At 41.0% G+C, this 15213-nt stretch carries 9 protein-coding genes and 2 pseudogenes; 9 read left to right on the top strand and 2 right to left on the bottom strand.

Annotated features, from left to right (window positions below; translation table 11 throughout):
• The 6 genes and pseudogenes from HT688_RS05325 to HT688_RS05350 all read left to right on the top strand — a co-directional run.
• Positions 1-351, top strand: a pseudogene (locus tag HT688_RS05325) (IS30 family transposase); the annotation flags it as partial.
• Between the two features lie 155 nt (positions 352-506).
• The gene (gene rsmH, locus HT688_RS05330) at positions 507-1457 is read left to right on the top strand and encodes a 16S rRNA (cytosine(1402)-N(4))-methyltransferase RsmH (protein WP_000159400.1); all 951 of its coding nucleotides are present in this window, start codon (positions 507-509) and stop codon (positions 1455-1457) included.
• A gap of 11 nt (positions 1458-1468) precedes the next feature.
• Positions 1469-1786 (top strand): cell division protein FtsL, encoded by a 318-nt coding sequence (gene ftsL / locus HT688_RS05335; protein ID WP_000840840.1) that lies wholly within the window; start codon positions 1469-1471, stop codon positions 1784-1786.
• Positions 1787-1789: 3 nt separating this feature from the next.
• Complete coding sequence (gene pbp2x, locus HT688_RS05340; RefSeq protein WP_050105837.1) at positions 1790-4042, top strand: penicillin-binding protein PBP2X; 2253 nt, start codon at positions 1790-1792, stop codon at positions 4040-4042.
• Between the two features lies 1 nt (position 4043).
• The gene (gene mraY / locus HT688_RS05345; protein WP_172923627.1) at positions 4044-5024 is read left to right on the top strand and encodes a phospho-N-acetylmuramoyl-pentapeptide-transferase; all 981 of its coding nucleotides are present in this window, start codon (positions 4044-4046) and stop codon (positions 5022-5024) included.
• 338 nt (positions 5025-5362) lie between these two features.
• Positions 5363-7468, top strand: coding sequence for an AAA family ATPase (locus tag HT688_RS05350; protein ID WP_172923628.1), 2106 nt, complete (start codon positions 5363-5365; stop codon positions 7466-7468).
• Positions 7469-7763: 295 nt separating this feature from the next.
• Here the strand turns inward: HT688_RS05350 and HT688_RS05355 are convergent, their stop codons facing one another.
• Together HT688_RS05355 and HT688_RS05360 are read right to left on the bottom strand one after the other, a co-directional pair.
• Positions 7764-8246 carry an S-ribosylhomocysteine lyase gene (locus HT688_RS05355; protein ID WP_000032561.1) on the bottom strand — a complete coding sequence of 161 codons (483 nt, stop codon included), beginning with the start codon at positions 8244-8246 and terminating at the stop codon, positions 7764-7766.
• A 94-nt stretch (positions 8247-8340) separates the two neighbouring features.
• Positions 8341-9825: a DUF1846 domain-containing protein gene (locus HT688_RS05360; protein ID WP_000743635.1), complete on the bottom strand. Its 1485-nt coding sequence runs from the start codon at positions 9823-9825 to the stop codon at positions 8341-8343.
• 151 nt (positions 9826-9976) lie between these two features.
• Here HT688_RS05360 and HT688_RS05365 point away from each other — a divergent pair, with 151 nt between their 5' ends.
• The 3 genes and pseudogenes from HT688_RS05365 to glf all read left to right on the top strand — a co-directional run bounded on the left by HT688_RS05365 (position 9977) and on the right by glf (position 15126).
• Entirely contained in the window at positions 9977-11584 is a 1608-nt protein-coding gene (locus HT688_RS05365) for a glycoside hydrolase family 13 protein (protein ID WP_001156807.1), read from the top strand.
• Positions 11585-11779: 195 nt separating this feature from the next.
• Positions 11780-13737 (top strand): annotated as a pseudogene (locus HT688_RS05370) (peptide ABC transporter substrate-binding protein).
• Between the two features lie 288 nt (positions 13738-14025).
• Complete coding sequence (glf, locus tag HT688_RS05375) at positions 14026-15126, top strand: UDP-galactopyranose mutase (RefSeq protein WP_000272518.1); 1101 nt, start codon at positions 14026-14028, stop codon at positions 15124-15126.
• Positions 15127-15213 lie beyond the last annotated feature (87 nt).

The raw sequence follows: 15213 nt of genomic DNA on the forward strand, positions 1-15213 counted from the left end.
CATTATGAGATTGATACGGTTCTGCTTACAAGGGTGAAAAATTATTGTTTACTGGTCTTAACTGATCGAAGGACTAGGCATCAAATTATCCGATTGATTCCAAATAAAAGTGCTGAGGCGGTCAATCAGGCTTTAAAACTCATCTTAAAACAACATCAAATTATTTCCATCACGGCAGATAATGGTACAGAATTTAACCGCTTGTCTGATGTATTTTCTGAGGAACATATCTATTATGCGCACCCCTATGCCTCTTGGGAAAGGGGAACTGATGAGAATCACAACAGCCTCATTCGTAGATGGTTACCTAAGGGAACTAAGGAAACGACTCCCAAAGAAGTCACATTCATCTAAAATTGGATTAATAACTATCCTAAAAAATGCTTGAACTACAAATCACCCAGAGAAGACTTCTTCATGGCTAACTTGAACTTGAAATTTGGCCTCCTTATCCTATTTGTCTGACTAGTGCAAGCTTGTCGGATTTGTGGTAAAATAGATAAGATATGACAAAAGAATTTCATCATGTAACGGTCTTACTCCACGAAACGATTGATATGCTTGACGTAAAGCCCGACGGTATCTACGTTGATGCGACTTTGGGTGGAGCAGGCCATAGCGAGTATTTATTAAGTAAATTAAGTGAAAAAGGTCATCTCTATGCCTTTGACCAGGACCAGAATGCCATTGACAATGCGCAAAAACGCTTGGCACCTTACATTGAAAAGGGAATGGTGACCTTTATCAAGGATAACTTCCGTCATTTACAGGCACGTTTGCGCGAAGCTGGTGTTCAGGAAATTGATGGAATTTGTTATGACTTGGGAGTGTCTAGTCCTCAATTGGACCAGCGTGAGCGTGGTTTTTCTTATAAAAAGGATGCGCCACTGGACATGCGGATGAATCAGGATGCTAGTCTGACAGCCTATGAAGTGGTGAACCACTATGACTATCATGACTTGGTTCGTATTTTCTTCAAGTATGGTGAGGATAAATTCTCTAAACAGATTGCGCGTAAGATTGAACAAGCACGTGAAGTGAAGCCAATCGAGACAACGACTGAGTTAGCAGAGATTATCAAGTCGGCCAAACCTGCCAAGGAACTCAAGAAGAAGGGCCATCCTGCCAAGCAGATTTTCCAGGCTATTCGAATTGAAGTTAATGATGAACTGGGAGCGGCAGATGAGTCCATCCAGCAGGCTATGGATATGTTGGCTCTGGATGGTAGAATTTCAGTGATTACCTTTCATTCCTTGGAAGACCGCTTGACCAAGCAATTGTTTAAGGAAGCTTCAACAGTTGAAGTTCCAAAAGGTTTGCCTTTCATCCCAGATGATCTCAAGCCTAAGATGGAATTGGTGTCCCGTAAGCCAATCTTGCCAAGTGCAGAAGAATTAGAAGCCAATAACCGCTCGCACTCAGCCAAGTTGCGCGTGGCCAGAAAAATTCACAAGTAAGAGGAAAAAAGATGGCAGAAAGAATGGAAAAAACAGGTCAAATACTACAGATGCAACTTAAACGGTTTTCGCGTGTGGAAAAAGCTTTTTACTTTTCCATTGCTGTAACCACTCTTATTGTAGCCATTAGTATTATTTTTATGCAGACCAAGCTCTTGCAAGTGCAGAATGATTTGACAAAAATCAATGCGCAGATAGAGGAAAAGAAGACCGAATTGGACGATGCCAAGCAAGAGGTCAATGAACTATTACGTGCAGAACGTTTGAAAGAGATTGCCAATTCACACGATTTGCAATTAAACAATGAAAATATTCGAATAGCGGAGTAAGATATGAAGTGGACAAAAAGAGTAATCCGTTATGCGACGAAAAATCGGAAATCGCCGGCTGAAAACAGACGCAGAGTTGGAAAAAGTCTGAGTTTATTATCTGTCTTTGTTTTTGCCGTTTTTTTAGTCAATTTTGCGGTCATTATTGGGACGGGCACTCGCTTTGGAACAGATTTAGCGAAGGAAGCTAAGAAGGTTCATCAAACCACCCGTACAGTTCCTGCCAAACGTGGGACTATTTATGACCGAAATGGAGTCCCAATTGCTGAGGATGCAACCTCCTATAATGTCTATGCGGTCATTGATGAGAACTATAAGTCAGCAACGGGTAAGATTCTTTACGTAGAAAAAACACAATTTAACAAGGTTGCAGAGGTCTTTCATAAGTATCTGGACATGGAAGAATCCTATGTAAGAGAGCAACTCTCGCAACCTAATCTCAAGCAAGTTTCCTTTGGTTCGAAGGGCAATGGAATTACCTATGCCAATATGATGTCTATCAAAAAAGAGTTGGAAACTGCAGAGGTCAAGGGGATTGATTTTACAACCAGTCCTAATCGTAGTTACCCAAACGGACAATTTGCTTCTAGTTTTATCGGTCTAGCTCAGCTCCATGAAAATGAAGATGGCAGCAAGAGCTTGCTGGGAACCTCTGGAATGGAGAGTTCCTTGAACAGTATTCTTGCAGGGACAGACGGTATTATTACCTATGAAAAAGATCGTCTGGGTAATATTGTCCCTGGAACAGAACAAGTTTCCCAACAAACGGTAGATGGCAAGGATGTTTATACGACTATTTCCAGCACCCTTCAGTCCTTCATGGAAACTCAAATGGATGCCTTTCTACAAAAAGTAAAAGGTAAGTATATGACCGCGACATTGGTCAGTGCAAAGACCGGTGAAATCCTTGCTACTACCCAACGACCTACCTTTAATGCAGATACTAAAGAAGGAATCACTGAGGACTTTGTTTGGCGTGATATTCTTTATCAAAGTAACTATGAACCAGGATCACCCATGAAGGTCATGACGTTAGCTTCTTCTATTGATAACAATACCTTCCCAGGTGGAGAATACTTCAATAGCAGCGAATTAAAAATAGCGGATGTGACGACTCGAGATTGGGACGTTAATGAAGGTTTGACCGGCGGTGGTATGATGACCTTTTCTCAAGGGTTCGCTCACTCAAGTAACGTTGGGATGACCCTTCTTGAGCAAAAGATGGGAGATGCTACCTGGCTTGATTATCTTAATCGTTTTAAATTTGGTGTTCCGACCCGTTTCGGTTTGACGGATGAGTATGCTGGTCAGCTTCCTGCGGATAATATTGTCAACATTGCGCAAAGCTCATTTGGGCAAGGGATTTCAGTGACCCAGACGCAAATGATTCGTGCCTTTACAGCTATTGCTAATGACGGTGTCATGCTGGAGCCTAAATTTATTACGGCCTTGTATGATCCAAATGATCAAACCGTTCGTAAATCTCAAAAAGAAATCGTAGGAAATCCCGTGTCGAAAGATGCAGCTAGCCAAACTCGTACTCACATGGTCTTGGTAGGGACGGATCCGGTTTATGGAACCATGTATAACCACAGCACAGGCAAGCCAACTGTAACTGTTCCTGGGCAAAATGTAGCCCTCAAGTCTGGTACGGCTCAGATTGCTGACGAGAAAAATGGTGGTTATCTAGTCGGGTTAACCAACTATATTTTCTCGGCTGTATCGATGAATCCGGCTGAAAATCCTGATTTTATCTTGTATGTGACGGTCCAACAACCTGAACATTATTCAGGTATTCAGTTGGGAGAATTTGCCAATCCTATCTTGGAGCGGGCTTCAGCTATGAAAGACTCTCTCAATCTTCAATCTCCTGCTAAAAATTTAGATCAAGTGACGACAGAATCTTCTTATGCAATGCCTAGCATCAAGGATATTTCACCTGGTGAGTTGGCGGAAGCCTTACGCCGAAATATTGTGCAACCCATCGTTGTAGGTACTGGAACAAAGATTAAAGAGACTTCTGTAGAAGAAGGAAAAAATCTTGCACCAAACCAACAAGTTCTCCTTTTATCGGATAAGGTAGAAGAAATTCCAGACATGTATGGCTGGAAAAAAGAGACTGCTGAGACCTTTGCTAAATGGTTGGATATTGAACTGGAATTTGAAGGTTCAGGTTCCATCGTTCAGAAGCAAGATGTTCGGACTAATACAGCTATCAAAAACATTAAAAAAATTAAATTAACTTTAGGAGACTAATATGTTTATTTCCATCAGTGCTGGAATTGTGACATTTTTACTAACTTTAGTAGGAATTCCGGCCTTTATCCAATTTTATAGAAAGGCGCAAATTACAGGCCAGCAGATGCATGAGGATGTCAAACAGCACCAGGCAAAAGCTGGGACTCCTACAATGGGAGGTTTGGTTTTCTTAATTGCTTCTGTTTTAGTTGCTTTCTTTTTCGCCCTATTTAGTAATCAACTCAGCAATAATGTTGGTATGATTTTATTTATCTTGATTCTTTATGGTTTAATCGGATTTTTAGATGACTTCCTCAAGGTCTTCCGTAAAATCAATGAGGGCCTTAATCCCAAACAGAAATTGGCTCTTCAGCTTCTAGGTGGCGTCATTTTCTACCTTTTCTATGAGCGCGGTGGCGATATGCTTTCTGTCTTTGGTTACCAAGTACATCTAGGAATTTTCTATATTGTCTTCGCTCTTTTCTGGCTAGTCGGTTTTTCAAACGCAGTCAACTTGACAGACGGTATTGACGGTTTAGCTAGTATTTCTGTTGTTATTAGTTTGTCTGCCTATGGAGTTATTGCCTATGTGCAAGGTCAGATGGATATCCTTCTAGTGATTCTTGCTATGATTGGTGGTTTGCTTGGTTTCTTCGTTTTTAACCATAAGCCTGCTAAAGTCTTTATGGGAGATGTGGGAAGTTTGGCTCTCGGTGGAATGCTGGCAGCTATTTCTATGGCTCTCCACCAAGAATGGACTCTCTTGATTATCGGAATTGTTTATGTTTTTGAAACAACCTCAGTCATGATGCAAGTCGGCTATTTCAAACTGACAGGTGGCAAACGTATTTTCCGTATGACGCCTGTACATCACCATTTTGAGCTTGGGGGATTGTCTGGTAAAGGAAATCCTTGGAGCGAGTGGAAGGTTGACTTCTTCTTTTGGGGAGTGGGACTTCTAGCAAGTCTTTTGACCCTAGCAATTTTGTATTTGGTATAAGAATAGCACCCTGATGTTTCAGGGTGTTTTTGCTTTTTAAAAAATATTGGTCAATTAAAGTCAAAACTCTTGACCTTTTCTGACCAATGTAGTATATTATGAACGTAAGGTAAATGAAAGCCTTACTAGAACACTTATTTAAAGTAAAATAGAAAGAGGTGGGTCTATGTTTCATCTAGAAATCTTCAGAAGTAAAGATAGTCTACTCCTGCTTGAAAAAGAAAAACCAGAAATAGTACGTAGGGTAGCGATCTAGCTAGTCTAAATTTTTTAAAACAATGGTCAAAGATAGTCAATATCAGTAATCATAACTTTGTAAACAAAAAGAGGTAAAGAATATGAATAACAACTTTAATAATTTTAATAACATGGATGATTTATTTAACCAATTGATGGGTGGTATGCGAGGATACAGTTCTGAAAATCGCCGTTACTTAATTAATGGGCGCGAAGTCACACCTGAGGAATTTGCTCACTATCGTACGACTGGTCAATTACCAGGAAATGCAGAAACTGATGTGCAAATGCCACAACATACGTCAGGTATGAAACAAGACGGTGTCCTTGCAAAACTAGGTCGAAACTTGACAGCAGAAGCGCGTGAGGGCAAGTTGGATCCTGTTATCGGACGAAACAAGGAAATTCAAGAAACATCTGAAATCCTCTCACGCCGCACCAAGAACAATCCTGTTTTGGTCGGAGATGCAGGTGTTGGTAAGACAGCAGTTGTCGAAGGTCTAGCGCAAGCCATTGTGAACGGAGATGTTCCTGCTGCTATCAAGAACAAGGAAATTATTTCTATTGATATCTCAGGTCTTGAGGCTGGTACTCAATACCGTGGTAGCTTTGAAGAAAATGTCCAAAACTTAGTCAATGAAGTGAAAGAAGCAGGGAATATTATCCTCTTCTTTGATGAAATTCACCAAATTCTTGGTGTTGGTAGCACTGGTGGAGACAGTGGTTCTAAAGGACTTGCGGATATTCTCAAGCCAGCTCTCTCTCGTGGAGAATTGACAGTGATTGGGGCAACAACTCAAGACGAATACCGTAACACCATCTTGAAGAATGCTGCTCTTGCTCGTCGTTTCAACGAAGTGAAGGTCAATGCTCCTTCAGCAGAGAATACTTTTAAAATTCTTCAAGGCATTCGTGATCTCTATCAACAACACCACAATGTCATCTTGCCAGACGAAGTCTTGAAAGCAGCGGTGGATTATTCTGTTCAATACATTCCTCAACGTAGCTTGCCAGATAAGGCTATTGACCTTGTCGATGTAACGGCTGCTCACTTGGCGGCTCAACATCCAGTAACAGATGTGCATGCTGTTGAACGAGAAATCGAAACGGAAAAAGACAAGCAAGAAAAAGCAGTTGAAGCAGAAGATTTTGAAGCAGCTCTAAACTATAAAACACGCATTGCAGAATTGGAAAAGAAAATCGAAAACCACACAGAAGATATGAAAGTGACTGCAAGTGTCAATGATGTGGCTGAATCTGTGGAACGAATGACAGGTATCCCAGTATCGCAAATGGGAGCTTCAGATATCGAACGTTTGAAAGATATGGCCCATCGCTTGCAAGACAAGGTGATTGGTCAAGATAAGGCCGTAGAAGCTGTAGCTCGTGCTATCCGTCGTAACCGTGCTGGTTTTGATGAAGGAAATCGCCCAATCGGCAGCTTCCTCTTTGTAGGGTCTACTGGGGTTGGTAAGACGGAGCTTGCTAAGCAATTGGCACTCGATATGTTTGGAACCCAGGATGCGATTATCCGTTTGGATATGTCTGAATACAGTGACCGTACAGCTGTTTCTAAGCTAATTGGTACAACAGCAGGCTATGTGGGTTATGATGACAATAGCAATACCTTAACAGAACGTGTTCGTCGCAATCCATACTCTATCATTCTCTTGGATGAAATTGAAAAGGCTGACCCTCAAGTTATTACCCTTCTCCTCCAAGTTCTAGATGATGGTCGTTTGACAGATGGTCAAGGAAATACAGTAAGCTTCAAGAACACTGTCATTATTGCGACCTCAAATGCTGGATTTGGCTATGAAGCCAACTTGACAGAAGATGCGGATAAACCAGAATTGATGGACCGTTTGAACCCCTTCTTCCGTCCAGAATTCCTCAACCGCTTTAATGCAGTCATCGAGTTCTCACACTTGACTAAGGAAGACCTTTCTAAGATTGTAGATTTGATGTTGGCTGAAGTTAACCAAACCTTGGCTAAGAAAGACATTGACTTGGTAGTCAGTCAAGCGGCTAAAGATTATATCACAGAAGAAGGTTACGACGAAGTCATGGGGGTTCGTCCTCTCCGTCGCGTGGTTGAACAAGAAATTCGTGATAAGGTGACAGACTTCCACTTAGATCATTTAGATGCTAAACATCTGGAAGCAGATATGGAAGATGGCGTTTTGGTTATTCGTGAGAAAGCCTAAGATAGAATTTTGAGGATAAAAAAGAAGGAGCCAGCTGAAAAAAACTGGTTCCTTTTGAGGTACGACGGGCATGTCGTGTAGTAGAGGTGTACTATTCTAGTTTCAGTCTACTATAGTAGCTCAGAAGTCGGTACTTAAACGTGCTATATCAAAACCAGTCCTGGAAAAACGTGGACTGGTTTCGTGTTTGGATTATTACCTTGAACGACATGCGTTAAAAGTTAGTTGAACCGCCGTATGCCGAACGGCACGTGCGGTGGTGTGAGAGGGGCTAGAGATTATCCCCTACTCGATTTTAAATCACATGACGTTCAAAGGCATCATCTGAAATCCCTTGTTCCAAGATGAGTTTTGCCCATTCTTTAGCAGAGAAGAGGCTGTGGTCCTTGTAGTTTCCGCAAGATTCGATGGTTGTCCCTGGGACATCTTCCCAAGTAGTAGTTTCAGCGATTTCCTTGAGCGAATCCTTGATAACAGCTGCGATTTTAGCACTGGCGTGACGTCCCCACATAATCATGTGGAAGCCTGTGCGGCAACCAAATGGTGAACAGTCAATCATGCCGTCAATGCGGGTACGGATGAGTTTGGCTAAGAGGTGCTCGATAGTGTGAAGGCCGGCAGTAGGGATCGAGTCTTCATTGGGTTGCACTAAACGAATATCATAATTGGAGATGACATCTCCCTTTGGCCCTGTTTCTTCCCCAATCAAGCGAACATAGGGTGCTTTGACAATGGTGTGGTCAAGTTCAAAACTTTCGACAATAACTTCTTTTGACATGGTAAATCCTTTCAGTTTTCTTCTCTCATTATATCATAAAGGTTGCTCCTGAGACAGAGAGAAAACCTCTCCGAGGCTGGAGAGGTTGAAATCTTTACTTACGATATAAGCGGTCGTATTGGTAGTATGGGTCAAAGGTTACGTTGATACCCAGTTTACGAAGGACATTCTTGTCTTCATCAGTCAAGATGATGGTTGAGTGGGCTTCGCTTCCTTTGAGGTTGCCGAGTTCTTCCATAGCGCGGGCAGCATCAGGATTTTCTGTAGCTGTGATAGCAAGTGCAATCAGGATTTCATTTGAATGAAGGCGTGGATTGTGGCTACCGAGATGATCGATTTTAAGACCTTGGATTGGCTTAACAACTTCAGGCTCGATTAGTTTTACTTCTTTAGCGATGTCAGCTGATTTTTTGATGGCGTTGATCAAGGCAGCGGCTGTAGGGCCAAAGAGTTCTGAGTTCTTACCAGTGACGATTTCCCCATTTGGCAATTCAAAGGCTAGGGCTGGTCCACCAGTTTCTTCTGCTTTTTGGCGCGCAACGACAGCAACCTTACGGTCTGCAGGTGTGATACCGAGGTCGTTCATGAGCAACTCAATTTTCTTGACGGCAGCTTCGCCAACTTTTTCAGCTTTGAAGTCAAGAACTGTTTGATAGTAACGGCGGATGATTTCTTGTTTAGAAGCTTCGACAGCAGCCTCGTCATCTGTAATAGCGAAACCAACCATGTTGACACCCATATCTGTCGGTGAAGCGTATGGTGATTTTCCGAGAATACGTTCCAACATGCGCTTGAGCACTGGGAAGATTTCGATATCACGGTTGTAGTTGACAGTGGTTTCTCCATAGGTTTGAAGATGGAAGGGGTCAATCATGTTGACATCATCAAGGTCAGCTGTGGCAGCTTCATAAGCCAAGTTAACTGGGTGATGAAGGGGAAGATTCCAAACAGGGAAGGTTTCAAATTTAGCGTAGCCAGACTTGATGCCATTGATTTGGTCGTGGTACATATTGGACATACACGTTGCCAATTTTCCAGAACCGGGTCCAGGAGCGGTTACGACAATCAAGTTGCGACTGGTTTTGATGTAGTCGTTTTTGCCCATGCCTTCTGGGGAAATGATGTGATCCATATCCGTCGGATATCCTTTGATTGGATAATGAAGATAAGAATCAATTCCGTTTTTCTCAAGTTGGTTGCGGAAGGCATCTGCAGCGGGTTGGCCAGCGTATTGTGTAATGACAACGGAGCCGACAAAAATCCCTAATTCATTGAATTTGTCAATCAAACGAAGAACTTCTTGGTCATAAGAAATGCCTAAGTCGCCACGTGCTTTGGAATGTTCAATGTTGCTAGCATTAATGGCAATCACAACCTCAACCTGCTCTTTCAATTCTTGCAAGAGCTTGATTTTGTTGTCAGGTTCATAACCAGGAAGGACACGAGCAGCGTGGAAATCTTCTAACATTTTACCGCCAAATTCTAAGTAGAGTTTGCCGTCAAATTGGTTAATGCGTTCCAAAATATGGTCGCGTTGTAAATTCAAATATCGTTCAGAACTAAAAGCTTGTTTTTTCATTTTTTACCTCTGACCTCTATTATAATAAAAAATTGGAAGTTAGGAAACTACGGAGTTAAAAAAGGAATCAAAAAGATTAGGCGAACGCTTGCATAAAAATCTGAAAAGCGCTATCATAGACTATAGATTATTAAAATAATGAGGTAAGAAGATGCAAGAAAAATGGTGGCACAATGCCGTAGTTTATCAAGTTTATCCAAAGAGTTTCATGGACAGCAACGGAGATGGAATTGGCGATTTGCCAGGAATTACCAGTAAGTTAGACTATCTAGCCAAGCTAGGGATTACAGCGATTTGGCTTTCTCCCGTTTATGACAGCCCTATGGATGATAATGGCTACGATATTGCTGATTATCAAGCGATTGCAACGATTTTTGGAACCATGGAGGATATGGATCAACTGATTGCGGAAGCTAAGAAGCGTGATATTCGTATCATCATGGACTTGGTGGTCAATCATACCTCGGATGAACATGCTTGGTTTGTAGAGGCCTGTGAAAATCCTAATAGCCCTGAGCGAGACTACTATATCTGGCGCGATGAACCCAATGACCTAGATTCTATCTTTAGTGGGTCTGCTTGGGAATACGATGAAAAGTCAGGTCAATACTATCTCCACTTTTTCAGTAAGAAACAGCCGGATCTCAACTGGGAAAATGAAAAACTTCGCCAGAAAATTTATGATATGATGGACTTCTGGATTGATAAAGGTATTGGTGGTTTCCGTATGGATGTTATTGACATGATTGGCAAAATTCCTGACGAGAAGGTAGTCAATAATGGTCCTATGCTTCACCCCTATCTCAAGGAAATGAATCAGGCCACCTTTGGAGCTAAGAATCTCTTGACAGTAGGGGAAACCTGGGGAGCAACGCCAGAGATTGCCAAGCTCTACTCTGACCCAAAGGGGCAAGAATTGTCTATGGTCTTCCATTTTGAACATATCGGTCTTCAGTATCAGGAAGGTCAGCCTAAATGGCACTATCAAAAAGAGCTGAATATCGCTAAGTTAAAAGAAATCTTCAACAAATGGCAGACAGAGTTAGGAGTTGAGGACGGCTGGAATTCCCTCTTCTGGAACAACCATGACCTCCCTCGTATTGTCTCAATCTGGGGAAATGACCAAGAATACCGCGAAAAATCTGCCAAAGCCTTTGCAATCTTGCTTCATATTATGAGAGGAACTCCTTATATCTACCAAGGTGAGGAGATTGGGATGACCAACTATCCGTTTGAAACGCTGGATCAAGTAGAAGATATTGAATCCCTCAATTATGCGCGTGAAGCTCTTGAAAAAGGTGTTTCGCTGGAAGAAATCATGGACAGTATACGTGTCATTGGACGTGACAATGCCCGTACCCCTATGCAATGGGACGAGAGCAAAAACGCTGGTTTCTCAACAGGTCAACCTTGGTTGGCAGTGAATCCAAACTATCAAGCAATCAACGTTCAAGAAGCGCTGGCAAATCCAGATTCTATTTTCTATACTTATCAGAACTTGGTCCAAATCCGTAAGGAGAACAGCTGGCTGATTCGAGCTGACTTTGAATTGCTTGATACGGCTGATAAGGTCTTCGCCTATATCCGTAAAGATGGCGACCGTCGTTTCCTAGTTGTGGCTAACTTGTCCAATGAAGAGCAAGTCTTTGTAGTAGAAGGAAATGTCAAATCTGTCTTGATTGAAAACACCCTAGCTCAAGAAGTCTTTGAAAAACAAATCTTAGCTCCATGGGATGCTTTCTGTGTGGAATTACTATAAATATTTTTTACAGAAAAATTTAAAATTGAAATCGCATAAAAACAAGGGAAGGCTGTATGAAAAGGCAGAAATCCTTTGTTTTTTATAACCAAGGTTTATAAACTTTCATTCTCGAAATTCAATTAACTTTACAAATTTCCACTATTTTGGTAAAACAAACCTATGTTACAAAAACTAACATAAAGTAGAAGGGAGATGAATACAAAAAAGAGTGTCCTTAGTGCAGGCCTGACTTTTGCATTTGCCTTGCTTTTAGCTGCTTGCGGACAATCAGGTTCAGATACAAAAACTTACTCATCAACCTTTAGTGGAAATCCAACTGCATTTAACTACTTGTTAGACTACTACGCTGATAATACAGCCATCATTACCAACCTAGTTGATGGTTTGCTTGAAAATGACAATTACGGAAATCTAGTTCCGTCTTTAGCAGAGGACTGGTCTGTTTCAAGCGGCGGTCTGACTTATACTTACAAATTGAGAAAAGTGCCAAATGGTTCACGGCTGACGGTGAAGAGTACGCCCCAGTTAAGGCACAAGATTTTGTGACAGGTATCAAGTACGCAGTGGATAATAAATCACAGGCCATTGACTTGATTCAAAACTCGATTAAGGGCTTGAATGATTATATTACAGGAGCGAATTCTGACTTTTCTAAGGTTGGGGTGAAGGCCATTGACGACCAGACTGTTGAGTATACTTTGTCACGGCCAGAACCTTACTGGAACTCAAAAACAACCAACAGTATTCTTTTCCCAGTAAACGAAGAGTTTTTAAACTCAAAAGGGAAAGATTTTGGTACCCTATCTCCAGATAGTATTCTCTACAGCGGACCTTATTTGTTAAAAGATTTCACATCAAAATCATCGATCGAGTATGCGAAAAATCCGCATTACTATGATCATGACAAAGTATCAATTGAACATGTGAAATTGGCCTATTTTGATGGTTCAGACCAAGAATTGACCATCCGTAACTTTGAAAGTGGAGCTTATTCTATCGCTGGGGTTTATCCAAATAGTTCTAACTTGGCTAAGACCAAGGAGAAATATAAGGATAATATCGTCTATAGCTTGCAGGACAAGACTTCTTGGTATTTCAATTTCAACGTTAACCGTAAGGCCTACAATCACACTGCTAAAACGACAGATGAGCAGAAGAAGTCAACTGAGACAGCTGTTTTGAACAAGAACTTCCGCCAAGCGGTGAACTTTGCCTTGGACCGCACAGCCTATTCTGCTCAGTCAAATGGGGAAGAAGCAGCTAGCAAGACTCTTCGTAACACCCTAGTACCTCCTACATTTGTCCAAGTTGGAGACAAGACCTTTGGAGAAGTAGTCGCTTCTAAATTGGTCAACTACGGAACAGAATGGTCAGGTATTAACTTGGCAGATGCTCAGGATGCCTATTTCAACAAAGAAAAAGCCCAAGCAAAATTTGTGGAAGCTAAAAAAGAATTGGCAAGTCAAGGTGTGACTTTCCCTATTCACTTGGATGTGGCTGTTGATCAGACAAGTAAAAATGCTGTGACAGGCATGAACTCAGTTAAGCAGACCCTTGAGTCAGTTTTGGGTGCTGATAACATTGTCATTGATGTTCAGCAACTTTCAACAGATGATTTTAATAATGTAGCCTTCTTAGCACCGACAGCAGCTGATCGTGACTACGATTTGAACTTTGATGGTTGGGTGGGTGACTATCAGGATCCATCAACTTATCTCAATCCTTTCAATGCAGAGGATGGATTCTACCTTAAGATTTTTGGACTAGATGCCAAGGAAGATAAGGAAAAAATCACTAGTCTAGGTCTGGATACCTACACTAAGATGCTCAAAGATGCAGATAGTGAAAACAAAGATGTAGCCAAGCGTTATGAAAAATACGCTGAAGCACAGGCTTGGATGATTGACAATTCTCTCATTATGTCAGCTATGTCAAGTGGTGGCACAGCATCTGTAACCAAAGTGACGCCATTTACAAGAGGCTATTCATTGGTTGGTATCAAGGGTGATGGCAATAACTACAAGTACATGAAACTGCAAAAAGACACTGTGACGACCAAACAGTTTGAAGAAGCTAAAAGTAAATGGGAGCAAGAAAGCAAAAAAGCAATCGAAAAAGCCCAAAAAGAAGCAGAAAAACATGTTAAATAGTTAGAAATAGCCTTTTCAAGCAAAATCCTAAAGACAAACATCAGTTTTGGTGCTTGTCTTTTTAAATCACTCGGCTATCGAAAACTGAGAAATGATTTGTTTTGTGCTAAAATAGATTGAAACGAATACTCAATAAAAATCAAAGAGTAACTGGGAAGTCAGCTCAAAATACTGTTTTGAGGTTGCAGATGGACGCTGACGTGCTTTGAAGAGATTTTCGAAGAGTATAAAGATCCTCTCTTTTACTATAGTTAAGGAGATGTAAAGATAAGTGATAAGGAAGAGACTATGTACGACTATCTAATCGTTGGTGCTGGTTTGTCGGGAGCAATTTTTGCTTATGAGGCGACTAAGCGTGGAAAAAAAGTAAAAGTTATTGATAAACGTGACCACATTGGTGGAAATATCTACTGTGAGAATGTAGAAGGGGTTAATGTTCATAAATATGGTGCCCATATCTTTCATACTTCTAATAAAAAAGTTTGGGACTATGTCAATCAATTCGCTGAGTTTAACAATTATATCAACTCGCCTCTAGCTAATTACAAGGGTAGCCTTTATAATCTACCTTTCAATATGAATACTTTCTATGCTATGTGGGGTACAAAAACTCCTCAAGAAGTGAAAGATAAGATTGCTGATCAAACGGCTCATATGAAGGACGTTGAACCTAAAAACTTGGAAGAACAGGCTATCAAGTTGATTGGTCCAGATATTTATGAAAAATTGATTAAAGGATATACTGAAAAGCAATGGGGACGTTCTGCTACTGACCTTCCACCGTTTATTATTAAACGTCTACCAGTTCGTTTGACCTTTGATAATAATTATTTCAATGACCGTTACCAAGGAATTCCAATTGGTGGGTATAATGTCATTATCGAAAATATGCTCAAGGATGTGGAAGTAGAACTTGGTCTTGACTTTTTTGCCAATCGTCAAGAATTAGAAGCTTCTGCTGAAAAAGTTGTCTTTACAGGGATGATTGACCAATACTTTGATTATAAACATGGTGAGTTAGAATACCGTAGTCTTCGTTTTGAGCATGAAGTTTTTGATGAAGAAAACTATCAAGGAAATGCTGTAGTGAACTACACAGAGCGAGAAATTCCTTATACTCGCATTATTGAGCATAAACATTTTGAGTATGGTACACAAGCTAAAACGGTTATTACTCGAGAATACCCAGCTGATTGGAAACGTGGAGATGAGCCTTATTATCCAATCAATGATGAGAGAAACAATGCTATATTTTCCAAATATCAGGAAGAAGCGGCAACAAATGACAAGGTTATTTTCTGTGGTCGTTTAGCAGATTATAAATACTACGACATGCATGTGGTCATCGAACGGGCTTTGGAAGTGGTCGAGGAAGAGTTGGGGCAATAATGCAAGGATTCCGTTATTTTAGAATCTTTGCTACTTAAGATTTTTATACTAAACTAAAATAAAAAAGTATTATATAATAGTAATATG

It is taken from the genome of Streptococcus sp. 1559 (assembly GCF_013276735.1).
GTDB classification, from domain to species: domain Bacteria; phylum Bacillota; class Bacilli; order Lactobacillales; family Streptococcaceae; genus Streptococcus; species Streptococcus pseudopneumoniae.

What these genes read in the sequence shown, in the direction of transcription:
- rsmH (WP_000159400.1), top strand. Translation starts at nt 507, where the DNA reads ATGACAAAAGAATTTCATCATGTAACGGTCTTACTCCACGAAACGATT.
- HT688_RS05365 (WP_001156807.1), top strand. Translation starts at nt 9,977, where the DNA reads ATGCAAGAAAAATGGTGGCACAATGCCGTAGTTTATCAAGTTTATCCA.
- pbp2x (WP_050105837.1), top strand. Translation starts at nt 1,790, where the DNA reads ATGAAGTGGACAAAAAGAGTAATCCGTTATGCGACGAAAAATCGGAAA.
- mraY (WP_172923627.1), top strand. Translation starts at nt 4,044, where the DNA reads ATGTTTATTTCCATCAGTGCTGGAATTGTGACATTTTTACTAACTTTA.
- glf (WP_000272518.1), top strand. Translation starts at nt 14,026, where the DNA reads ATGTACGACTATCTAATCGTTGGTGCTGGTTTGTCGGGAGCAATTTTT.
- HT688_RS05350 (WP_172923628.1), top strand. Translation starts at nt 5,363, where the DNA reads ATGAATAACAACTTTAATAATTTTAATAACATGGATGATTTATTTAAC.
- HT688_RS05355 (WP_000032561.1), bottom strand. Translation starts at nt 8,246, where the DNA reads ATGTCAAAAGAAGTTATTGTCGAAAGTTTTGAACTTGACCACACCATT.
- HT688_RS05360 (WP_000743635.1), bottom strand. Translation starts at nt 9,825, where the DNA reads ATGAAAAAACAAGCTTTTAGTTCTGAACGATATTTGAATTTACAACGC.
- ftsL (WP_000840840.1), top strand. Translation starts at nt 1,469, where the DNA reads ATGGCAGAAAGAATGGAAAAAACAGGTCAAATACTACAGATGCAACTT.